Annotated in this window: 12 protein-coding genes and 1 riboswitch; all 12 genes read left to right on the forward strand. The window is 65.0% G+C overall.

Annotation, left to right across the window (positions count from 1 at the left end):
* The first annotated feature begins 5 nt into the window (after window positions 1-5).
* The 12 genes from N800_RS03655 to nusA all read left to right on the forward strand — a co-directional run bounded on the left by N800_RS03655 (window position 6) and on the right by nusA (window position 24,520).
* Window positions 6-1,934 (forward strand): tetratricopeptide repeat protein, encoded by a 1,929-nt coding sequence (locus tag N800_RS03655; RefSeq protein ID WP_052107880.1) that lies wholly within the window; start codon window positions 6-8, stop codon window positions 1,932-1,934.
* Complete coding sequence (locus N800_RS03660) at window positions 1,931-5,077, forward strand: tetratricopeptide repeat protein (RefSeq protein WP_084087161.1); 3,147 nt, start codon at window positions 1,931-1,933, stop codon at window positions 5,075-5,077. Before N800_RS03655 ends, N800_RS03660 begins: the two co-directional genes overlap by 4 nt.
* Window positions 5,061-5,708, forward strand: a complete 648-nt coding sequence (locus N800_RS03665) for a tetratricopeptide repeat protein (RefSeq protein ID WP_052107882.1) — start codon at window positions 5,061-5,063, stop codon at window positions 5,706-5,708. Before N800_RS03660 ends, N800_RS03665 begins: the two co-directional genes overlap by 17 nt.
* Window positions 5,708-6,055 (forward strand): hypothetical protein, encoded by a 348-nt coding sequence (locus N800_RS15185; protein WP_198032463.1) that lies wholly within the window; start codon window positions 5,708-5,710, stop codon window positions 6,053-6,055. Before N800_RS03665 ends, N800_RS15185 begins: the two co-directional genes overlap by 1 nt.
* Window positions 6,056-6,116: 61 nt before the next feature.
* A complete protein-coding gene (locus tag N800_RS03675) occupies window positions 6,117-6,791 on the forward strand; it encodes a MotA/TolQ/ExbB proton channel family protein (protein WP_036134990.1) in 675 nt (224 codons plus the stop codon).
* A gap of 22 nt (window positions 6,792-6,813) precedes the next feature.
* Entirely contained in the window at window positions 6,814-7,320 is a 507-nt protein-coding gene (locus N800_RS03680; RefSeq protein WP_036134992.1) for an ExbD/TolR family protein, read from the forward strand.
* Window positions 7,317-7,823, forward strand: a complete 507-nt coding sequence (locus N800_RS03685) for an ExbD/TolR family protein (RefSeq protein WP_084087163.1) — start codon at window positions 7,317-7,319, stop codon at window positions 7,821-7,823. The genes N800_RS03680 and N800_RS03685 overlap by 4 nt, the downstream gene beginning before the upstream one ends.
* Window positions 7,824-7,851: 28 nt before the next feature.
* Complete coding sequence (locus N800_RS03690; RefSeq protein WP_156962862.1) at window positions 7,852-9,234, forward strand: AgmX/PglI C-terminal domain-containing protein; 1,383 nt, start codon at window positions 7,852-7,854, stop codon at window positions 9,232-9,234.
* A gap of 41 nt (window positions 9,235-9,275) precedes the next feature.
* Window positions 9,276-9,364: riboswitch (cyclic di-GMP riboswitch) on the forward strand.
* 184 nt (window positions 9,365-9,548) lie between these two features.
* Window positions 9,549-16,955 carry an isopeptide-forming domain-containing fimbrial protein gene (locus N800_RS03695; RefSeq protein WP_036134995.1) on the forward strand — a complete coding sequence of 2,469 codons (7,407 nt, stop codon included), beginning with the start codon at window positions 9,549-9,551 and terminating at the stop codon, window positions 16,953-16,955.
* 20 nt (window positions 16,956-16,975) lie between these two features.
* Window positions 16,976-22,084 (forward strand): OmpA family protein, encoded by a 5,109-nt coding sequence (locus N800_RS03700; RefSeq protein WP_084087181.1) that lies wholly within the window; start codon window positions 16,976-16,978, stop codon window positions 22,082-22,084.
* A 337-nt stretch (window positions 22,085-22,421) separates the two neighbouring features.
* A complete protein-coding gene (gene rimP / locus N800_RS03705; protein WP_036134996.1) occupies window positions 22,422-23,027 on the forward strand; it encodes a ribosome maturation factor RimP in 606 nt (201 codons plus the stop codon).
* Window positions 23,028-23,032: 5 nt separating this feature from the next.
* Window positions 23,033-24,520, forward strand: coding sequence for a transcription termination factor NusA (gene nusA, locus N800_RS03710; protein ID WP_036135000.1), 1,488 nt, complete (start codon window positions 23,033-23,035; stop codon window positions 24,518-24,520).
* Window positions 24,521-24,567 lie beyond the last annotated feature (47 nt).

Consider the following 24,567-nt stretch of genomic DNA (forward strand, 5'->3'; position numbering starts at 1 on the left):
GCCTGATGCGACACGCGCCCATCATCCTGCTGGGACTCGCGCTGGCGACGGCGCCTGGACTTCAGCCGTGCATGGCCGCAGAGGCCGAGTTGACCGCGGGCGGGCAGGATCCCTACTTTGGCGAAGCCCTGTTCAATGCCTACCAGGGGCGCTGGTTCGAAGCCCTGCAGCGTCTCGACTCCGAGTTGGCCCAGCACTACCGCGTGGACGAACAGAAGCTGGACTCGCTGTATCCGCTGATTGGCCATGCCGAGTTTTCGGTAGGCGACTTCGAGTTGAACTACCGCATGCACCACCGCGCCGGGCGCGCGATCACTGCGGTGCTGGAAGCGGATGTGCCCGACCTGGTGCGCAATGAGGCGGCGTTCCGCTTGGCCCGCATCCATTTCCAGAAAGGCCAGCCGCAGGACGCGATGCATGCGCTTGAGCGAATCAAAGGCGACGTGCCGGAAGACATCCGCGACGAGATTGAGTTCCTGCGCGCCAACACCTATCTCGCCATGGGGCAGCCGGCGGAAGCGGCCGCGGTGTTGAAGAAGCTGCAGGGCGCGGAAGGCCTTGAGGGCTTTGCCGGCTACAACTACGGCATCGCCCTGCTGCAGGATGGGAAGACCAACGATGGCCAGCAACAGTTGGCCAAGGCCGGTACGCCGGCCCGCAAGGATGCGACGGCTACCGTCGGCGTTCGCGACAAAGCCAACATGGTGCTCGGGCGCCTGATGCTGGAGTCCAAGGACTTTGGCAATGCCCAACGCTACTTCGACCGGGTCAGTCTTGAAGGACCGTACTCCAACCAAGCGCTGTTGAGCGCCGGTTGGGCGGATGCCCAGGCCGGAAACTACGAGCGCGCGCTGGTGCCATGGAAACTCCTGGCAGAGCGCGATGCGACCGACAGCGCGGTGCAGGAGGCGAAGCTGGCGTTGCCGTACGCCTACGGCAAACTGAACCTGCATGGCCGCGCTGCAGTCCTTTACGACGAAGCGTTGACCACCTTCAACGCGCAGTTGCAAGCGCTCGACGCATCGACGCGGAGCGTGCAGGACGGGCATTTCCTCAAGGCGCTGGTGCGCGAGGAAATTCGCCAGGATGCGTTGTGGGTCGTGAAGCTGCGCGACCTGCCGGACGCGCCGGAAACCTTCTACCTGACCAACCTGATGGCGTCGCACGACTTCCAGACGGCACTGCAGAACTACCTTGACCTCGAGGACCTGCGCCGCAAGCTGGAGTCATGGCAGTCGAGCTTCGATGCCTACGACGACCTGATCAAGCAACGCCGCGATTATTACGAGCCATTGCTGCCCGGGATCGATGCGCAGTTCCGTGAGCTGGATGCGCAATACAAACTGCGCCATGAGCAGCGGAACATCCTGGCCCGTCGACTGAAGGACCAGCTGACCGCGCCACGGCCGGAATTGCTGGCTACCGCTGACGAACGGATCGTGCTCGACCGGATCAATGCAGTGGAGGCGGCGGTCGCGCGCCTCCCCGAGGCGCAGCGTGGTGGGCAACTGGATCGGGTAGGTCGCCTGCGCGGAACGATTACCTGGATGCTGCGCACGGAATATGCGGACCGGCTGACCGAGGCCCACGAACACCTGGAAGAGTTGGATACGGAGATTGTCGCGTTGCGGGAGCGTTACCACGCGTTCGTTCGCCTGCGGCAGGCCAGCGTGCATAGCTACCTGGGCTACGACGATGGCATCCGCGACCTGCGCAACCGTGTCCGCGATTCCCTGGAGCGGGTGGGGCAGTTGCAGAAGCAGCAGGGCTCCCTGATCGAGGCGGTGGCCGTTACCGAACTGACCGCACGTAGCGAGCGTCTCAAGGCCTATCAGACGCAGGCGCGGTACGCCGTCGCAGACAGTTTCGATCGCGCCAATCAGGCCCAGGGTGCGCCGGCCGCGCCCGGCGCTGGGGCCGGGGAGGGCAAATGAGACTTCGTCTTCGCAGTGTCGTAGTGGCCGTGCAGCTCGCGCTGCTGGCCGCGTGTGCCCATACCGAGCGCGCCAATACGCTGGCGTCGCTGCGAAAGGTGCGGCCCGACACCACAGACGTTCGTGTCGACAACGGCCTTGAGCGGGCCGTGGACGGCTATCGCCAGTTCCTGCAGCAGACGCCCGCCAGTGAACTGACGCCTGAGGCGATGCGTCGTCTTGCCGACCTGCAGCTGGAGCGCGAATACGGGGTGCGTGGCACCACCGCGATCGTGGTGGATCAGGCGCCTGCGGCCAGCGGCGCCATGGTCGCACCGCCAGCCGGAGCGAAAGCGGTCCAGCTGGCAGCGCCCGAGTCCGTCGCCAAGGTTTCCTCCGCGGGCCATTCGTCCGGCAAGGCCGTCGCCGCTGGCGCGCCTGCGGACGTTGAGCTGCAGATCGAGCAGCGTGCGACGCAGGAGCAGTCCGTCGCGACGGCCAGCACCTCCGACGTTGCGTCGGCGGCTGCAGGTCCGCTTGAGTCGATCCAGCTGTACGACAAGTTGCTGGCCGAGTTCCCCAATTACGCCTACCGCGACCAGGTGCTGTACCAGAAGGCGCGTGCGTTTGACGAGTTGGGTCGCCCGGATGATGCGATGGCCGTGATGGGCGAGCTGGTCAAGTCGCACCCGGACTCTTCGCTTGCCGATGAAGTTCAGTTCCGCCGCGGCGAAAGCTTCTTCGCCCAGCGCAAGTACAAGGAGGCCGAGAACGCCTATCAGAACGTCGTGGCCAAGGGCGCCTCGTCGGAGTTCTTCGAGCCGTCGATGTTCAAGCTGGGCTGGTCTTTCTACAAGCAGGGTGCGTTTGAAGAGGCACTGCACCGCTACTTCGCGTTGATTGACCACAAGGTGGGCAAGGGATACGTGCTCGGTGGAAAGCACACGGCAGCCGAGGACCGGCGTGTCGAGGACACCTTCAACGTCATCGCGCTGTCGTTCTCCAACCTGGGTGGGCCAGAGGTCATCGGTGAGTATTTCGCCGAGTTTGGCCACCGCCCCTATGAAGATCACGCCTACCGCTACCTTGGTGAGTTCTTCCTCTCCAAGCAGCGGTACCAGGACGCCGCCACGGTCTACAAGGACTTCGTTGGCCTGTATCCGTTCCATGCGACCTCGCCGGACTTCAGCCTGCGGGTCATCGGCATCTACGAGGCCGGTGGCTTCCCACGACTGGTGGTGGAAGCCAAGCGCGATTTCGCGGCGAAGTATGGGCTGAAAGCCGAATACTGGAAGCACCAGCCGATCGGCGAGCGGCCGGAGGTGGTGGCAGCCGTCAAGTCGAACCTGATGGACCTGGCGAACTACTACCACGCGCGCTACCAGGATCCGAGCCTGGCCAAGGACAAGGCGCAGAGTTTTGCCGAGGCCACGCGCTGGTATGGCGAGTTCCTGGACTCTTTCCACAGCGATCCGGCAGCTCCGGGCGCGAACTACCAGTTCGCGGATCTTCTTCGGGAGAATGGAGATTTCCGCCTCGCAGCCGAACAGTACGAGCGCACGGCCTATGGCTATCCGGCGCACGAGAAGGCTGCCGCGGCCGGTTATGCCGCCATCTTCGCGCATCGCGAAAACCTCAAGACGGTGACACCCGCCGAGGAGAACCAGGCCAAGCGCGCGACGGTGGCCAGTTCGCTGCGCTTTGCCGATACGTTCCCGCAGCACGAACAGGCGCCAACCGTGCTGGTGGCGGCTGCGCAGGATCTGTACGACCTGAAGGACTATGCCGCCGCGCGTGACGCGGGACGCAAGTTGCTTGAAAAGTTCCCGATCGCCACCCGGGACCTGCAGCGCACTGCCTGGATGGTGGTGGCCCATTCGTCGTTCGAGCTGTCGGAATTCCCGGTCGCGGAACAGGCCTACGTGCAGGTTCTGGCAGCGACGCCTGCAGAAGATGCGTCGAGGCCCGCGCTGGTCGAGAACCTCGCTGCCTCGATCTACAAGCAGGGTGAGGCGGCCAACGCGACCAGCGACTACCGTGCCGCAGCGAACCACTTCCTGCGCATCAAGACCGTGGCGCCATCGTCGAAGATCCGCGCTGGCGCCCAGTACGACGCGGGCGCGGCGCTGATGCGCCTTCAGGATTGGAAGGCTGCGGCCCAGGTCATGGATGAGTTCCGTCGCGACAACCCGACCCATGAGCTGGTGAAGGACGCGACCAAGCAGATTGCAAGCGCCTTCCAGCAGGCAGGCGACCTGGGTGGTGCCGCGAGCGAGTATGAGCGCGTGGCCAACGAGGCTACAGAGCCGGCGCTTCGTGCCGAGGCGCTGCTGCTGGCCGGCAAGTTGCACGAAGACGCGAAGGATGCTGATCGCGCGCTGGCGGTTTACACCCGTTACGTGGGTGAGTTCCCCAAGCCGGTTGTTGATGCGGTCGAGACGCGCCAGCGCATGGCCGATATCCACAAGGCACGTGGCGACGACGCGCGCTACCGCGCCGAGCTGGAACGTGTGGTACAGGGCGACGCAAAGGCCGGGGCGGAGCGCACGAGTCGGACCCGCAGCCTGGCCGGTCGCGCCGCGCTGGTGTTGACGGAGCCGCTGTACGCGCGGTTCACGTCCATTGAGCTCAAGCTTCCGTTCGAAAAGAGCATGGCTGCCAAGCAGAAGGCGATGTCGGATGCAATCAAGGGCTTCAACACCCTGGTGCCCTACGAAGTGGCCGACGTGACGGCTGCGGCCACCTTCTACATGGCGGAGGTGTACGCCAACTTCAGCCGGTCACTCAACGAGTCCGAGCGGCCGGGCGGACTCAACGGATCTGACCTGCAGGACTACAACGACCAGCTCGACGAAATGGCGTTCCCCTTCGAGGAAAAGGCCATCGGCCTGCATGAGAAGAACATCGAACTGCTCGAGGCCGGAGTGAGCAGCGCTTGGATCGAGAAGAGCATCGAGCGACTGGGCCAACTGGTTCCAGCTCGCTACGCGCGTCCGGATGGAAGCACGGGCTTCCTGGGACAGGCGGATCGGTACGAGTACATCAAGCCGGTCCCCGTGGTCGCCCAAGCCGCGTCATCGCCAGCGGCTGGGGGCAATGAAGTCGATAGCCTGGAACCCGTCGTACCAGCCAACACCGGAGATGCCGATGCCCGCGCGCAATGATCCCAGCTACCGTCGTGCGGTACGACACACCGCCCGACTCGGCGCGGTACTGCTGGTCTACTTCGCAGCCACGGCGATGGCGGCCCGCAAGGACCCACCTGGCGTACACGTGAATGACAACGGCTTCACGATCGTGGAGTCGGCCAAGATCGACAGTTCCACGCGCTCGGACTATGCGCGGGCTGCCGGCATGCTTGCACAACAGCGCTATGCCGATGGCATCGCCTTGTTGCAGGCCATCACGGCAAAGCAGCCTGCGTTGACTGCCGCGCACGTGGACTTGGGCATTGCCTACGCCAAGACCAGTGAGCTGGACAAGGCCGAGGCAAGCCTGAAGCGCGCGTTGGAGCTCCAACCGCAGCACCCGATCGCCTGGAACGAGCTTGGATTGGTCCAACGGCGCCAGGGTAAGTTGAACGACGCGCGCGCTTCGTACGAGAAGTCGCTGGCAGCTGCACCGGGATTCCACTTCGCGCGACTCAATCTTGCGGTGCTCTGCGATCTCTACCTGGGGGACGCGAGTTGTGCACTCGAAAACTACCTCATGTACCAGCAGGCAATGCCTGACGACAAGCAGGTGGCCGGTTGGATCGCCAGTGCCCGCTCGCGGGCCGGTAAAGGGACCAAGTGATGTTGCGAGTATCCCTGTGCATATGTCTTTTCGCGGTGTCGTCAGCCGCATTTGCAGCTGATCCGGCGGAGAAAGAGAACAGCGCCGGTACCCAAGCGGTAGCGCCCAACGCGCCGAAGGGCAAGGCCGCGCCGGCGGGCGACATGGTGATGTCCGGCTTGTCCATCGTAGGCAACGAGGAAACCCCCAAGGAACTGGTCATCGTGCCGTGGAAGAGCTCGCAACTGGCCGACGCGCCGGGAATCTCGCGCTTGCTGGACGACAGCACTCAGCCTGTGGACAAGGACGTTTTCATGCGCGAACTCGCGTACTACGGACTCAGGACGGCCAAGCCGAACGGCGACTGAGTCGAAGCTTCAACCTGCTGTTTCAAAGATATTTCAGCAAACTTTCAGTGAGGGCAGTGCCATGGGTGTGATTCATTCTGTTGCGGAGTTCTTCAAGGACGGCGGGGCGATGATGTATCCGATCCTGTTGATCGGATTGGTCGGTTTGGCGATCGCCATCGAGCGCATGGTGACGATCACCCGTGCGCAGATGCATACCAAGGCCATGTGGGCGAAAGTAGAACCTTCGCTGGGCGAAGGCGACTTCGAAAAGGCGCGCAAGATCGTTGGCGACGACAACAATCCGTTGGGTCGCCTGCTGGGTGCCGGCCTGGCGATGCAGGGTGCGGTGCGTCGTCGTGACGATGTCGAGAAGGCCATGCAGGAAGGCATCATGGAGATCGTGCCGCGCTTGGAGAAGCGGACGCACTACCTGGGCACCTTCGCCAACCTGGCGACCCTCGTTGGCCTGCTGGGTACCGTGGCCGGCCTGATCGGCGCGTTCGGCGCGGTTGCCGCGGCCAACCCGGTGGAGAAGGCAAACCTGTTGTCGGCCAGCATTTCCGAGGCCATGAACTGCACGGCATTCGGCCTCGGCACGGCCGTGCCGTTGCTGTTCATGCATGCGTTCCTGACCGCGCGTACGCAGAACCTGGTCGAGAGCCTGGAAACGGCAGCGATCAAGTACTTGAACGTCCTCTCGCTGCGCATGAGCCGGGCTTCCCAGGCTTCGGTCCAGAACATCCGCGCCGCCTGAGCCAAAGTAGGGGAGAAACGCCATGGGCCTGATGCTCCGTCGCAAGCCGCCGGCCAAGCCGGTCGAGCTGATGCTCGTGCCGATGATCGACATCTTCAGCGTGATGATCACGTTCCTTCTGATGACGGCCGTGTTCTCGCGCATTTCGATCATCCAACTCGACCTGCCTAGCGCGGCGGCCGGTGAGGCGGTCGAGCCGCAGTTCCGCCTCGAAGTGATGGTACGCAAGGATGGCCTGGAGCTGACCAACGGTCGCGATTCCATTGCGGTGTTGCCACTCGAGAACGGAGCGTATCCGCTCAAGCAGCTGACGCTCATGGCCGCAAACCTGAAGGGGCAGCATATCGATGTCGACACCGCCTCGGTCCTGATGGCGCCAGACGTGCAGTACGACCACCTTGTGCAAGTGATGGATGCCATTCGCAGCACGGACGTCGCTACCGCTGCCGCCAATGGGTTCACCAGCGCGCCCAACGGAAGCGGCCGCGTTTCCATGTTTCCGAAGATCGCCGTGGGAGATGCACCATGAGGATGTCCTTGAACCCGTTCCGCGGGGCGCGCAAGAAGCACGAGGACCCGGAGCTCAACCTGATCCCGATGATCGACATCATGTCGGTCATGGTGGCGTTTCTGCTGATCTACTCGACCGAGGTTGAGGTGGTGCAGAACGCCAAGGACGTCGAGATTCCCCTCTCCACGGCCGAGGCCAAGCCAGCCGAAACCGTCGTGGTTACGATCACCAAGGACACGCTGCTCGTGCAGGGCGATGTCGTCGCCACGATGGAGCAGATCCGCGATCCGGGTACGGCGTTGATCGAGCCATTGCGCGAGTACCTGTCCCGTCCGTTGACCACCAAGGGCGACGCAGCGCAACAGACCGCGCTTGCACATCGCGAGATTACCGTGCTAGCCGACAAGAGTTTGCCTTATGAAGTCATCCGCAAGGTGATGACGACGTGCACTGCCGCCGCTTACGACAAGTTGTCCTTGGCCGTGCTTGAGACCAGCGGAAACGCTGTGGCGGGCAGCTGAGGCAGAACACGTGACGGACACCAACGCCATGGAACTCGAAACCATTCCCGACGCCAACGCAGCCGGCTCGCTCGACGAGCGAATCGCGGCGGCCAGGGCACAACTTGATGCGCTGGGAGACGATCTCGCTGCCGTAGACGAAGAGCTTGAATCGTTCGCCAGGGAGCGGCAGCAGCACCGTTTGCTCGCACAGGTCTGCCACACGCTGGAGGAACTGGGTCAGGCCGGTGGCGCTGACTTGTTCTGGGAGGGCCTTTCCCCCCACGCGACGTGGCCAGAACACATCAACCACGCTCGAGGCCGAACCGAAGCGCTGCGCGTCAGGATTGACGAAGTCGATGCGCGCCGTAGCGAACTGGTTGGACGGATTGGCGAGCAGAACGAACAACTCCTGCTTCTCGAGGACGAGGCCTTTGAGCATCAGGAGGAACTGGATCGTCAGCGCAACGAGTGGATAGTCGAACGCGAGCTGGAAGCCGATCGCGTCAGGCCGCATCTCATGCTGTGGATGCGCGGCGAGGAGGACCAGCGTTCGCGCAAGGCTCTGGCTATTGCGCTGTGTCTGTGGGTTCTGATTGCCTTCATCGTTCCGTTCATCAAGATCCCCGAACGCGTTGCGCCGCCAACGGAAGCGCTGCCCGAGCGCGTGGTTAGCGTGATTCCCGAGGCCAAGAAGTTGGAAGAGGCGCCGCCACCGCCGCCAGAACTGACGCGGCCAGTGGAAAAGAAGGTTGAGCGCAAGCCGACGCAGACACGGACCGAAACCGCGAAGGTGGAGCCGCGGCCCGTGGCGAATCCGCAGCCGACGGCGAAGCCGCAGGGCATCCTGGCGTTCAAGGACGCTCTCACCGCCGTCGACGACGTGCCGGCCGTTTCGCAATTGGGCAAAGCGGCCAAACTCAGCAGCGACACGGGCGCGACGCGGCCTGAGCGCGCCATGCTGACCGGAAGTGCGCCGGGGCGGAGCAGTGGCATCAACCTCGCGTCGGAAAGCCGCGGCTTCGGCAATGGTGGTGGTGAGCGCGCCGCCATCAGGGGCACTGCGCTGACCCGCGCTTCGAGCGGGATCAGCGCGATTGCCGCCAAGGACTCTGCGGGCAGTGGCAGCTCGCGGCGCGGTGGACGGTCCGACGAGGAGATCCAGGTCGTATTCGACCGCTACAAGTCTGCGCTTTACCGCCTGTATCAGCGTGAGCTGCGCAATGACGCAACGCTGCAGGGCAAGGTCATTCTGCGCCTGACCATCGAACCGGACGGCAGCGTGTCGATGGCCCAGGTGAAGTCCTCTGAAATGGAAGCACCTGCCTTGGTTGCCGACATCGTGGCCCGGGTGAAGGGCTTCAACTTCGGCGCTAAGGATGTTCCCGCGGTGACGATCGTGTATCCGATGAACTTCCTGCCGGCAGGCTGAAGAAATAACGACTACTGCTGGTTTCAACGAAGCAAGCAACAAAACGACAAAGGCAAAACCACCGAAAGGTGGCGACGCAAAGTCACCGGCCTGTCGGGCGCATTGCGCCCGTGGTAGCGGGACCGCCGGAGCCTCACGTAGGGTGCGAGCAATCTCGCCCGCCCGACATGGGGGCGTCCCTCGGTTCACTCCCAGGTCCATTGGTGGCTTGCGCTGCGAGCAAATGGAGCAAGGGCATGGGTCTGGGGTTCGCACGAAATACTCGAAATGCAGGAGCAGGGAAGAGCTGGGTTGTCCGGCTCTGTGCCCTGTTGATGCTGCTCGGCATGTCGTTCGGTGCGTTCGCACAATCCGTCAAGTGCTCCGACTTCGGCGGCGTTCTGGACGGAAGCGTCCCGGGCGCCGTCAACCCGAGCCAGCTCGAAGTCGACACGCTCGTATGCATCGTCCGCAACTACCCGCGGTCGGCCTATCCGCCGGATGGCTTCATTGCCAACCTTCAGTACCAGCCCGGCCAGGAAAAGCTGGTCATCTTCGACAACGTCTTCTGGAGCGGCAACATTGCCTGCAATGACGTCCAGGACAACAAGATCTGGTTCGTGAACTCCGACGTTGCGCGGTTCCGCGAGGACTGCCAGAACGTTCTGATTCCTGTTGAATCCATCAACAAACGCGGGCCGAACTTCGCTGCAGTCGGCGTTCCCTTCAGCTATCGGCTGTTGATTCCGGTACTGATCGACCCACAGACCGGTGCCGTCGTGCTCAATGGCGAGTCGCAAGACGACCTGCACGGCATCACGCTGTACGACAACATCGGCATAGACCCGGTCTCCGTGACCGTCAACGGGCCAGATGACAACGATCCCAGCACGCCGCCGGTTCAGTATCCGGTGACGATTCCTGGTACCGGCGTCGACCTGAGTCTGGTCGGCACCCCAAGCGTGCGCCGGTGCACCGACCTGTCGTGTACGTCGCTGGGTGCGGCCATCAGTACGAACATCGTCGTCAACGCGAACGGACTGATCGAATTCCACTTCCCGCCTGGCTTTATTCTGCCAAAAGGTGGACGTATCGCGATCGACGTGACCGTAGTTCTCGACGACAACCCGTCGGTGAACAGCCTCGGCAAGTCCTTCGTCAACAACGCGATCTGGCAGTTCGGTCGCCTGATCGATGGCACGTTCTACAACCCACTTCCGGGTGAGAGCGGCGCGTCCAATCCGGCGGTGATCGCGGGCCCCAATCTGGTCGTCAACAAGAGCGGCACCGCGGCGCTCGGCAGCGCTGGCCTCAATCTTGGCGAATGGGGCGAATTCACCATCGATGCAGTGAACACCGGCCAGTTCGATGCCTGGAACGTGACGCTGCTCGATCGCCTGCCCGATGGCCCCAACGGCGGCATGTGCGACATGATGCCGCAGATCACCTCTGTGCGCCTTGGAGGCGCCACACTCACCCAGGGAACGCAGTACACCTTTTCGTACTCTGCCGTGCCGACGTGCGAGATGAGCATCACGCTGCTCGACGCGGCCGGGCCGGTCGCGCCTGGCCAACATCTCATCGTCGAATACAAGACCAAACTCGACGCCAACAGCAAGAATGGCGAAACGCTTACCAATGTGGCCGGCGCGACGCGCTGGTACAACGACGACAGCGCGAATCCTGCGCGCGTGGAGATCAATCGCGCGCTGACCGACGGAACCGTCGGTGTAGATGACCATGAAGATGCGCATTCGCTCGCGGTGCTGCTGTCGGGCTTCTTCTATGAGAAAACGGTCCGCAACGTCACCAGCGGCGTCGATCCCGCGCGCACGGCGGTGCCGGGCGACGTTCTGCACTACACGTTGCGTCTACAGGCGACTGACTCAAGCTTCACGGACTCGATCTTCCGCGACCAGTTGCCAGCGGATTTCGTTCCAGGCTCGCTCAGCTTTACGGCGCTGCCGGCTGGCGCGGTCAATAACAGCAATCCCAACACCGGCTTGATCGACATCGGCAATATCGATCTCGCCGCGGGCGGCGAGGTGCGGGTCGAATTCGACGTCAGCCTGCTGTCGACGCTGGCGCACGGTCACCTCGTCATCAATCAGGCGCAGCTGCTCAGCAGCAGCGGCAGCTTCCTCGCGGACAGCGATGATCCGACCGTCAACGGCCAGGCCGATCCCGATCCGGCCGTCGATGACGAAGATCCCACCGTGGTGCGCATCTCGGCGCCGCCAGTGCCGCCGACCAAGGCGTTGCTGTCGCCGACCAATGGCGAGGCCACGATCGGTCAGGAGCTCGTCTACCGCATCGCCGTGCCCGGCCAGCCGCGCAACGCGCCGATGCACGACGTGCAGGTGCTCGATGCGCTCAACGCAAATCTCGAGTATGTGAGCGCGACCGTAACCGTCGGCGGCGTGGTCAATGGCGTCGGCGTGGCCAACACCAGCACCGCGTCGCAGGTGTCGATCACCATCGATCAGATCGCCGCTGGACAGCAGGCCTTCATCGACGTGCGCGTGCGTGTGCGCAATACGTTGAGCGCTCAACAGGGAGTGGACGTCGACAACACCGCTTCGATCTCGTGGGCGGAAGTCGACGGTGGCGCCCGCGAACCGGCCCAGGTGACCAATCCGGTCGTTTTCAACATCGTCGAGCCGGCGCTGACCATCGCCAAGGCCGCCGACCGTGCTACCGCGGTCCCCAGTGACATCATCCGCTACACGATTACCTTGACCGCCGCGAATGGCGCCGATGCCTCCGGCGCGTTCGACGTATCGCTGGTGGACACGCTGAGCTCGGGTCTGGCATACGCCGGTAATCCTGTGGTCACCGGCACCGGCAACTCGCTTGGCGCGCCGGTCGTGACCGGCGACGGCAGTGTGGGCGCACCGCAGACACTCGTGTGGAGCCTTGCCGACGGGAGCGCAAACATCGACATCGCCGAAGGTGCCTCTGTGGAGGTGTCCTACGACGTGCGTGTGCTGGACAGTGTGCTCGCTGACCAGCAACTCACCAATACTGCGGTTGCGCGCTGGACTGGCCTGGATTCGGCCAACGCCAACGAGCGCACCGGCGCCGACGGCGTTGGCCAGCTTAACGACTATGTGACCGCGCCGGTGTCCACGACCGTGATCACCCCGGGCGCGCGCCCGGCCAAGCAGTTGGTCGCGCCGGCCACGGGCTTGGCGACCATCGGCCAGGAGGTCACCTATTCGATCATTGTGCCTAGCGCTCCCAGCAGCGCGACGCTGTATGACGTTGCGGTCACCGATGTGCTTGACGGGAACGTCGAGTTCGTCAGCGCCGCCGTGACCGGCGTGAGCGGTGCATCGACCACGGCCAGCACCGCGACGCAGATGAGCGTCACCATCCCGCAGATTCCCGCGGGCCAACAGGCGACGATCGAACTGCACGTGCGCGTGCGTAACATCGCCACCGCGCAACAAGGCGTGATGGTCAGCAACACCGCCTCGTACACCTACGCGAAGACCTCGGGCGGAGCGGCGGTTACGCCGCTGGTGAGCCCCGCGGCAACGTTCACCATCGTCGAGCCGGCGATTGCCGTCGCCAAGACGGGTGACAAGACCGGTGCGAAGGGCGGTGACATCGTGCGCTACACCGTCAGCCTGACGGCGGCTGCAGATCCGAATGCGTCCGATGCCTTCGAGCTGCGCCTGGTCGACACGCTAGCGCCGGGTCTGGAGTACGTCGGAAATCCGTCCGTAACCGGTGCCGGAAACACCATCGGCGCGCCGCAGGTCACCGGCAGTGGGACCGCCGGAAGCCCGTACGTACTCACCTGGGGCGCAGCTGCGGGTAATGCCGCGATCGATGTCCCCAAGGGCGTGGTCGTGCAGGTCAGCTATGACGTGCGCGTGCAGAACAACGTCCCGGCGCTGACCACGCTCGCCAACAGCGTCTACGTGGATTGGACCGGCCTCGACGGCGGCAGCACCTTTGAACGCCACGGTGCAGGTTGCCCGAGCATCACCGCGCCGAACGACTACTGCGCCGGTCCCGCGGTGCACTCGTTGCTTACTGATCCGCCGCGCCTCAACTTCACCAAGACCGTGGTCAGCGCGATGCCCGCGCATCCCGGCGATGTGGTTAGCTACCGCCTGCAGCTGAGCAACCTGAGCAATGTCAGCGTCGCCGGTCTGTCGCTGGTCGATGAGATCGATGCGCTCAACAATCCAGCGATGTTCGTTCCGGGTACGCTCGCCATCGTCGGCGCGCTGCCGGCCGGTGCGACCAGTAGCACCAATCCGACGGGCGGTGGCAAAGGCACCGGCCGCATCGAGATTGGGAACATCGCGCTGGGTGCCGTGGGTTCAGGTTTCGAAACCGTGGTGATCGAGTACCAGGTGCAACTCGTGCCGGTGATCGCCAATGGCACGATCGTACTCAACCAGGCGCACGCGCAGTTCGGCGCCGCGCTCATCGCGCTCAGTGACGATCCTGGCGTCAACGGCTTGGCCAACCCGGATGTGTCCGGCGACGAGGATCCGACCCGCCTGCCCATCGAATCGGCACCGGAGCTGGTCGTACAGAAGACCTCAGCCTACCTCGGCGCGGATCCCAACATGCTGATGGCCGGCGACACACTGCGCTACACGATCACGGTCCGCAACATCGGCGATGACCATGCGCATGGCGTGATTCTGCGCGACCTTGTGCCTGCCAACACCACCTATGTGGCGGGCAGCACCGCGCTCAATGGCGTGGCCGTGGCCGATGGCGCCAACGGGTCGCCACTGATCAACGGCATTGCCATTACGTCGCCGGTCGAAACCACGGCTGGCGTCGTCCGCGCCGACAACCCTGCGGATGCCGCGGCCAACGTCGCCACGATCACCTTCAGCGTGGTCGTCGATACGGACGCGGACGACGGAACCGTCATTGCCAACCAGGCCTTTGTCACTGGCGCGGATCTAGCAAACGAAGTTCCGTCCGATGATCCGCGTACGCCGGTCGTCAACGATCCCACCCGAGACGTCGTCGGTAACGTGGCGCTGCTCTACGCCGACAAGGCTGCAGTTCTGCGCGTCGACGGCGGCTTGCCGGGCGTGGTAGATCCGCTCGACACGCTGCTCTACACCATTCGCATCTACAACAACGGCAAGGCGCCGGCCACCCAGGTTGTGCTCCGCGATGACGTGCCGCAGCACACTACGTGGGTTGCGAACTCGCTCACCCTGAACGGCCAGCCTGTCGGCCAACCGGATGGTGGCGTCTCGCCGCTGATTGCCGGCATCTCCATCGGCACGCTCAATCCGGGCCAGATGGCGACCGTGCAGTTCGAGCTGCGCGTCAACGCTGGCACGGCCGGCGGTACGTTGATCGTGAACCAGGCACGCGTGACAAGCACCGCGCAACCGCCACTGCTGACCGATGGTGACGGTAATCCTTCCACGGGCCCCGAGCCGACCGTGGTGGTCGTCGGTGGCACGCAGACGCTAACCATAAACAAGCAGGTGGCCGTGGTCGGCGGGGGGGCGGCATTGCCGGGCGCCGAACTCGAGTACGTGGTGATCGTGCGCAACATCTCGACCGTGCCTGCCACGCAGGTGCGCATCGTTGACGACCTCAACGCGACTGCCTCGGGCCAGCTCACCTATGTCAACGGTTCGGCCACGTTGAACGGCAGCAGTGCCGGCGTCAGCTCCAGCGGACAGGTGATCACCGCCGATTACACGGACGCTTATGGCGATCTCGCACCCGGCGCGTCGGCGACGCTGCGTTTTCGCGCCATGCTTGCGTCCAACGTCGCGGCTGGCACGCGCGTGGCCAACACCGGCGTCGTCAACTGGGACAACCCGGTGCAGACCGCGAGCGCGAGCGTCGCCTTCGACGTCGGCAGCCGGATAGGTGTCGGTGTGCTGAGCGGCCGCGCCTGGCACGACGCAGACTTCAATCGGACCGCCGACGCTGGCGAGCGCGTGCTTGCGGGCTGGGGTGTGGCGCTGTATCGCAACAACCAGCTCGAACGCAGCACTACCACCGACGCCAACGGTGCGTGGCAGATCGCGAACGTGGCCCCGAACGCCGGCAGCTCCGACGCGCTTGAAGTGCGCTTCACCGCACCAGGCGCTACCGCGGCCACGGCCAAGCTTGGTTACGCCCACTCAGTGTTCAACAACGACCTGCAGCGCATCCACGCGATCGTTGTGCAGAGCGGCAGCAGCCTGCCCAACCTCAACCTGCCGATTGAGCCCAATGGCGTTGTCTACGAGTCCATGAACCGTGGCGTGGTTCCGGGTGCGCGCGTACGCATGCTCGATGCGGCCGGTGTCTCGGCGCTGCCCGCCAGTTGCTTCGCCGATCCGGTGCAGCAGGGCCAAGTCACCCAGCAGTGGGGCTACTACCGCTTCGATCTGAACTTCGCAGACCTGGCTTGCCCGGCGGGCGGTAGCTACGTCATTGAAGTGGCTCCGCCGTCTGCGGACTTCCTGGCCGGTGCGTCCGCCCTGATTCCGCCGACATCGGATGCGACCACCACGGCGTTCTCCGTGCCGAGTTGTCCGGCGGGCGTGAGCGATGCCGTCCCCGGCACCATCGAGCGTTGTGAGGCGCAGCCGTCGGAGTTCGCTCCGTCCACGGCGGTGGCGGCGCGTTCGGTGGGAACAACCTACTACCTGCACCTGCGGCTGGATAACACGTTCGTTCCCGGCAGCAGCCAGATCTTCAACAACCACATCCCGCTGGACCTGGACCTGGGTGAGGCGTTGGCCATTAGCAAGACAACGCCGATGAAGAACGTCACGCGCGGCCAGCTGGTGCCGTACACCATCACGCTGCGCAACCTTTCGGGCTTGCAGCTGCGCGATGTGCGTGCGGTCGACTACTACCCGGCGGGCTTCCGCTACGTCCCGGGCTCGGCACGCGTCGACAACGTGCCGACCGAACCCCAGCAGGAAGGCCGCCAGCTGAGGTGGAGCGGTGTCGCCTTCGGCACGGCCGATGAGCACGTCATCACCTTGTTGTTGGCTGTGGGTGCCGGCGTGGGCGAGGGCGAATTCGTGAACCGGGCCCGCGTCTGGAACGGGTTGACTGACCGTCCGCTGTCCGGGGAGGCCACGGCCACCGTGCGAGTGACGCCGGACACGACCTTCGACTGCACCGACGTCCTCGGCAAGGTGTTCGACGACGCCAATCGCAACGGCGTGCAGGACCAAGGCGAAGGTGGCATTGGCGGCGTCCGCGTGGTCAGTGCGCGCGGCCTCGCGGCCACTACCGACAAGCACGGTCGTTACCACCTGACCTGTGCCGTGGTGCCGAACGAAGACCGTGGCAGCAACTTCGTGCTGAAGCTGGACGATCGGACCCTGCCCAGTGGCTATCGCCTGTCCACCAAGCAGACCGTGATAGCGCGCGCCACCCGCGGCAAGGCGCTGAGCATCGATTACGGTGCCTCGGTCTTCCGCGTGGTCAGCCTCGACCTCAGCGATGAGGTGTTCGAGCGCGATGGCACCGAGCTGCGCCGCCACTGGCAGCCGCGCTTGCAGACGCTGCTCGACGAACTGGTGAAGGAGCCCGCCGTGCTGCGCCTGTCCTATCTGGCGGACCTTGAAGACCCGGATCTGGTCGAAGCCCGCATCGCCGCGATCAAGGAGTTGGTCGTACAGGCTTGGCCATCGGCCGGCGCCAGCTACCAGCTCACCGTGGAGCAACAGACTTTCTGGCGCCGTGGCGCGCCAGTGCAGCGCCCCTCCGACAACCAGGGGGCGCGTAAGTGAACACCAGGCTGAAGAACAACATGTTGAAGAACCGCATGCGACTGTCGCTGTTGGCCCTGGGCCTGATGACCGCCACGGCGGTGGCGCAGTCGGCCGAGGACCAGGGCGTCAACGAACCGGTCGCCGATGGCCAGCCAGCCAAGGATGTGCCGATGGGCGAGGCGGTCGAGCGCCACCTCTCGGGTGACCAGGCATTCCGCCCACTGGTGCGTGATCCAGGCGTGCTGGAGCACCAAGGCGGCGACCGGGTCGAGAAGCAGCAGGTCGACGGACAGGTGATGGAGACGGTGAAGCTGGGCGGCATCGTCGCGCCGCTGCACTTCGACTCGGGTGCGATCACCATCCGCAACGAGGACATCGAGAAGATCCGGCGCGCGATGGAGTCGGTGCGCGGCAAGGCCAACGTGCGCCTGCACCTGGTCGGCCATGCCGACAACCAGCGCCTGTCGCCGGAGTTGACCGCGCGTTACGGTGACAACCAGGGCCTCTCGCGCGAACGCGCGGGTGAGGTGGCGGAATTGCTGCAGCGGGCCCTCACGCTTCCGCCGGAGGCCATTGCCTTCGAAGGCATGGGCGATACCAAGCCGGTGGCCAGCAACGCCACGGATGCCGGGCGTTCGCGGAACCGCCGCGTCGAAGTGGAAGTCTGGTACGACGAACCCCGCGCCGCCACCATGGAGCAGGAAGTGCTCGTCAAGGAGGACTTCCGCCAGATCAAGGTCTGCCGCGTGCAAGAGTTGTGCCTGATGCGGTTTCAGGACGGGCACGCCAAGCGCACGCGGGTGAACAACCTGGTGACCGCCCTGCACTACGGCGAAGAGGGTGTGGAGGTCTCCCCGGCGTTCATCGAGCAGGTGCGCAAGGCGTTCGCCAATCTTGAGGGCAAGCAGAACGTGACGGCCAAGTTCATCGGCTACTCCGATGACATGGCGCTGTCGGACCGCAACGCACGCATCTATGGTGACGCCGACGCGTTGTCCAAGGCGCGGGCGCACCGCGCCGCGCTGGCAGTGCAGCAGGCGCTGGGCCTCCCCGCGGCAGCGGTGCAGAGCGATGGCCGCGGCGCGACGGCGATGTTCGGCCAGAACGACACGCCGCAGGGCCGTGCACTCAACCGCCGCATCGAGGTGCAGTTCTGGTACGACGACCCCCTGCAGGAACTGCCGGAAGAGCCCCAGATGTGCCCGGCGGATGCGGGCAAGGAAGTCATCACCCGTGTGCACCAGCCGTCGGCAGGCCCTATCCCGACGCTGATGCTGGAGGCCGGCGAAGCCATCGTCCCGGCCGGTTTCACCGATCACCTGCGCGCCGCCATGGACGAGGTCAAGGACCGCGAGCACGTGCGCCTGCGCTTCATCGGCTACACCGGCAACGAGCGCCTGGATCGCCGCACCACTGCGGTTTATGAAGACGACATCGGCTTGTCGGTGGCACGCGCACGGCGTGCGATGGACGCCATCCGCAACGAGATGCAGCTCGGGTCGGACCAGGTGGAGCATGAGGGCCACGGCTTCGTGCAGGCGGCTGACGTGCCCAACGACGGCTTCGTCCAAGGCCTGGACTCCTATGTCGAAGTGCAGGTGGTCTACGACGAGCCCGCCGTGCGCGACGACCTGGAGGGCGTGGACATCACCCGCCTGAACCGCGAGTTGGCGCCGAGCAATGCGTTTGGCCTCAATCCGATGCACATCTCGGTCAACGGCGAACCCATCGACGACCCGGGGCGCAGCTCGTCTGACGTGCAGCGATGCACCGACGTGGCGTTGGACCAGGCCGGTATCCGCTTCCAGTTCGACGACCTGACCGCCGCGCCGCGTTTGTCGGTGTCCGCGTCACCCCAGGTGGCTACCGTGGACACTCCAGTCCGCTTCCGCATGTACTCCAACTACAGCGGATTCATCCACCGCGCCGAGGTTCGCATCCACGAGAAGGGGCAGTCCGCGCAAGCCACGCCTTTGGCAGTGGTGGCGCTGGACGCCAACGGTGATGCCGAATGGCAGCCGATGGGCGAAAGCATCCCCGCCGCAGGCCGCGAGCTGCAGTACGTGCTGCGTGCCTACGACGAACAGGGTCGCTTCGACGAAACCAATGCGCGTCCGTTGTGGTTGGTCAACACGAACAGTGAAGGCAATGTCACAGACCTGCCTGCCACCGCAACCACCGATGGCACGCCGCCGCTCGCCGGTTATGGTGAAAGCAGCATTGCCCTGCGCAACATCCGCATCGGTGCCAACACGTTGGCCGTGCGCGGCACCGGCATCCCCGAGGGACACACGGTATGGGTCGCCGGTCGGCCCGTCCCCGTGGACGCCAAGGGTGACTTCATCGCCGAGGAAATCCTGCCGGAAGGCCTGCACACCGTGGAAGTCGCCGTGCTGGATCCCGAGGGCAACGGCCACCTCTACCTGCGCGACCTTGAGCTGCGCGAGCGTGATCGCTTCTTTGTCGGCATCGCCGACCTGACGCTGGCCAAGAACCGCACCAAGGGCCCGGCGGACCTGCTGGAGGGCGAGAATACTGGCTTTGAACGCAATGCCTCGTTCTACGGTCGCCTGGCGTTCTTCGGTACCGAGAAGTTCGCCAATGGCTGGCGCCTGACCGCCAGTGCCGACACGCGCGAGGGGCCGGTGAAGGACCTCTTCGGCAACCTGCTGGACAAGGCCCCCGACGCGCTGTTCCGCCGCATCGATCCCGACTACCACTATCCCACCTTCGGCGACGACGGCGTCGTCGAGGAAATGGCGCCGACGCTGGGCAAGTTCTACCTGCGCGCCGAGCATGGCGATGACTTCGCGATGTGGGGCAACTTCCACACCGACTACGCCGGCAACGAACTGGCGCAGGTCGATCGCGGGCTCTACGGTGCGACCGCGGAGTGGAAGGCGGATGCGACCACCGCGTTCGGCGAGCGTCGCGCGGTCGTCAGCGGCTTTGCTGCCGAGCCGGGCACCATCGGCGGTCGCGACGAGTTCCGTGGCACCGGAGGCTCGCTGTTCTACCTGCGCAACCAGGACATCCTGAGCGGCTCCGAGCGCCTGCGAATTGAGATGCGCGACAAGGATTCGCAGCTGGTCACCGGCACCGTGGAGCTGCGGCCGGGCCTGGATTACGACATCGACTACCTGCAGGGCCGCGTGCTGTTGTCGGCACCGCTGTCATCCACCGGCGGCGACAACATGCTGGTGCGCAGCGGCGGCCTCTCGGGCGAGGAAGCCTGGCTGGTGGCGCGTTACGAGTACGCTCCCGGCTTTGACGAGATCGACACGGTCAGCACCGGCGGCCGTGCGCACGTCTGGGTCAACGACCACGTCGGCGTCGGCCTCACCGGCAGTCGCAGTAGCGGCGATGTCGAAGACAACAGCATGCTTGGCGCGGACCTCACCCTGCGCAAGAGCGCCGACACATGGCTCAAGCTGCAGAGCGGTCGCACGCAGGGGCTGGCGTCGAATTCGCTGTATTCGTACGACGGCGGTTTCGGCTTTGCCGGCAACGACCCGGCTGCATTCAACAACGCGGAAGCCAGCGGTTACCGCGCCGATTTCAGCCTGGGCATCAACGACATCTTCAAGGCCGGCAAGGGCAGGGTGACGCTGTACACGCAGGCGCAGGATGCCGGTTACTCGGCGCCCGGCCTCGGCACGCTGTCCGACCGGACGTACTACGGCGGCACCGTGGACGTGCCGATCGGCGAGAATCTCAGCGTCGTCGGCAAGGCCGACCACCGAGAGCAGGATGCCGGCCTCACGCTCGATGCCGCCGAGCTCAACGTCAAGTACCAGTGGAACGATCGCTGGAACGTAGCCACGGGCGTGCGCAGCGACAAGCGCGAGGACCTGCGCACTACCGTGCCGCTGACCCAGGAGCAGGGCCAGCGCACCGATGCCGTGGTGCACGTCGGCTACGACTCGGCGGACAGGTGGAATGCCTGGGCCTTCGCCCAGCAGACCCTCTCGAAGGACGGCGACCGCCAGGACAACGGGCGGCTGGGTGTTGGCGGCGCGATGCGCGTTGGCGAAAAGCTGCGCGTGCAAGCCGAGGCCTCGGCCGGTGACCTCGGGCCGGGCGGACGCCTCGGTACCAGCTACCTGGTGTCCGACAAGACCAGCCTGTACCTGAACTACGCGCTGGAGAACGAGCGCGGGGACATCCTCGACGGCACCAACGTCAGCGGCCAGCGCGGCAGCCTGGTCTGGGGCGTGAAGCGCCGCCTGGCCGACAGCAGCAGCGTCTACGCCGAGCAGCGCCACCAGGACGCCAACGAAGCCCGGGGCCTGACCCACGCCGCCGGCCTGTCGCTGAACCTGAGCGACCGCTGGAGCCTTGGCGCCAATGCCGAGCTGGGCACCTTGCAGAACAGCGAGACCGCCGCCGAGACCGAACGCCGCGCGGGCGGCGTACGGGTGGCCTACACCCTGGGCCAGACCCGGATCTCCAGCGGCGTGGAATACCGTGCCGACGACAGCGAGCAGCCCGACGCCACGCATGTGGAGCGCACCACCTGGTTGTTCCGCAACAACTTCAAGGTCCAGTTGTCGGACGACTGGCGCCTGGTGGGCAAGTTCGACCACTCCATGAGCGAAAGCTCGCAGGGGCAGTTCTACGACGGCAAGTTCACCGAGGGTGTCATCGGCTTCGGCTACCGCCCGGTGCTGAGCAACCGGTTGAATGCGCTGGCCAAGTACACGTACTTCTATAACGTGCCCACCACCGACCAGGTGACCCTCACCGGCACGGCGGCGCAGTTCATCCAGAAGAGCCACATCGCCTCGGTGGACGTCAATTACGCCTTGACCCCCTGGTGGTCGGTGGGCGGCAAGTATGCCTACCGCCTGGGCTCGGTGAGCCTGGACCGCGAGAACCCGGAGTTCTTCGACAACCGGGCGCAACTGGTGATCCTGCGGACCGACGTGCGGCTGTTCAAGGACTGGGAGGGCCTGCTGGAGGCCCGCCGCCTGCACCTGCCCGACCTGGACGAATCCCGAGGCGGCATGCTGCTGGGCGTCTACCGCTACTTCGGCGAACACGTGAAGGCGGGCGTGGGCTACAACTTCACCGACTTCTCGGAGAACCTCACCGACCTCAGCTATCGCCACCAGGGCCTGTTCCTGAACGTCGTCGGCGCCCTCTAGCGCCGACGGCATGGGGCAGGGCTTGGCTGGCGGGCGCTAACGGCGTATCATGCCGGACTCCGGCGAAGGTGGTTGGCCTGACTGGCATTGTTCAGATAGGCCCGTAGTACTGCCCGCGCCGCTGGCTTCGGCCCCATGCCGGCACTGTAGGCATGCGAAGGTGCTCCCCCTCGGGGCGCCTCCCGGACCGGAGTTTGGGCTTGGTGGCACGCGCAACCTGCGCGCCACGCCGACATCCAGTTGTACGGACAAGGGGCCCAATGGGCCCTTTGTTGCATTCGAAGTACCGCAATTTGCAGTACCCATTCGCAGGTCACAACCGCAGGAGCTTTTACGCGTGACGGACAAGGCGACCGAAATTTCCAACCTGCTGGCCCCGACGGTTGCGTCGCTGGGCGTCGAGCTGTTGGGCGTGGAGTACCTGCCGTCGACCGGCGGCACCACCCTGCGCCTGTACATCGACATGCCGGAAGACGCCGAGCCGGGCGAGGATGGCGAGCCGCGCATGGTCGGCATTGATGAGTGCGAGGCCGTGAGCCGCGAGGTGTCCGCCCAGCTCGACGTCGAGGACCCGATCAGCGCCAACTACACGCTGGAGGTGTCCTCGCCGGGCATCGACCGGCCGCTGTTCACCGCAGCGCACTTCGCGCGCTTCGCCGGTGAGTCGGCCAAGGTGGCGCTGAAGCTGCCGCAGGGCGGACGTCGTCGCCTGCAGGGTCGCATCGATGCGGTCGAAGGCGACATGGTCACGTTCAGCATCGACGGCACGCCTTTCGTGGTGTCGGTCGACAACATCGAGAAGGCGCGCCTGGTCCCCGATTGGGTGGCCCTGGGCCTCGCGCCTGCCAGGGACAAGTCCGGCCGCGACGCGCGCCCGGGCAAGAGCAAATCCAACAAATCCACCAAGAAGCCGGCGGCCGACAAGCCGTCCCGTGCGGAGTAATCGAGATGAGCAAGGAACTGTTGCTGGTCGTTGATGCGGTTGCCAATGAGAAGGGCGTGCCGCGGGAAGTGATCTTCGAGGCGATCGAGGCCGCGTTGGCATCGGCCGCGAAGAAGCGCTACCACGACGAAGACGTGCTGGTTCGCGTCAAGATCGACCAGAAGGATGGCAGCTACGAGACCTTCCGCCGCATGGAAGTCGTGGCCGATGACGTGGTCATGGACTCCGTCGACCGCCAGATCCGCCTGATGGACGCCATCGACGAGGTCGAAGGCGCCGAGGTGGGCGACTACATCGAAGAGCAGATCGAGAACCCGGAGTTCGGCCGCATCGCCGCGCAGGCCGCCAAGCAGGTGATCGTGCAGCGCGTGCGCGAAGCCGAGCGCCAGCAGGTGGTGGACGCGTGGAAGGATCGCGTGGGCGAGCTGGTCACCGGCATCGTCAAGCGCGTGGAGCGCGGCAACATCTACGTCGACCTGGGCGGCAACGCCGAGGCGATCATCCCGAAGGACAAGGGCATCCCGCGCGACGTGGTCCGCACCGGCGACCGCATCCGCGGCTACCTGTTCGACGTGCGCAACGAGCCCCGTGGCCCGCAGCTGTTCATCAGCCGCGCGGCGCCGGAGTTCATGATGGAGCTGTTCAAGCTCGAGGTGCCGGAAGTCGGCCAGGGCCTGGTGTCCATCAAGGCTTGCGCCCGCGATCCGGGTGACCGCGCGAAGATCGCCGTGCTGGCCCACGACAACCGCACCGATCCGATCGGCGCGTGCATCGGCATGCGCGGCTCGCGCGTGCAGGCCGTGAGCAACGAGCTCAACGGCGAGCGCGTGGACATCGTGCTGTGGTCGGACAACCCGGCGCAGTTCGTCATCAATGCGATGGCGCCGGCCGAAGTGCAGTCGATCATCGTCGATGAAGAGAAGCATTCGATGGACCTGGCCGTGGCCGAAGAGCGCCTCGCGCAGGCCATCGGCAAGGGCGGCCAGAACGTGCGCCTGGCCAGCCGCCTGACCGGCTGGCAGCTCAACGTGATGACCCAGGACCAGGTCACCGCCAAGTCGGAAGCCGAGCAGAATGCGGCCCGCCAGCTGTTCATGGACAAGCTGGAAGTGGACGAGGAAATCGCCGGCATCCTGGTGGCGGAAGGCTTCAACACCGTCGAGGAAATTGCCTACGTACCGGTCGGCGAACTGTTGGCGGTCGAAGGCTTTGACGAGGACATCGTCGAGGAGCTGCGCTCGCGTGCCCGCGACGCCCTGCTCAACGATGCGCTGGCGGCGGAAGAGGAGCTGGAGGAACACCAGCCCGCCGCCGACCTGCTCTCGCTGGAAGGCATGGACGAGGCCACCGCCTACGCCCTGGCTGCCCGTGGCGTGGTGACCCGCGACGACCTGGCCGACATGGCCACGGACGAGCTCACCGATATCGAGGGCATCGACCAGGAACGCGCCGCGGCGCTGATCATGGAAGCCCGCAAGCACTGGTTCGAGTAGAACCCGGCCGGCGGTCACCCTGAACAGGGTTTGGCCGCCACCGCAGG

It is taken from the genome of Lysobacter daejeonensis GH1-9 (assembly GCF_000768355.1).
Taxonomy (GTDB): domain Bacteria; phylum Pseudomonadota; class Gammaproteobacteria; order Xanthomonadales; family Xanthomonadaceae; genus Aerolutibacter; species Aerolutibacter daejeonensis.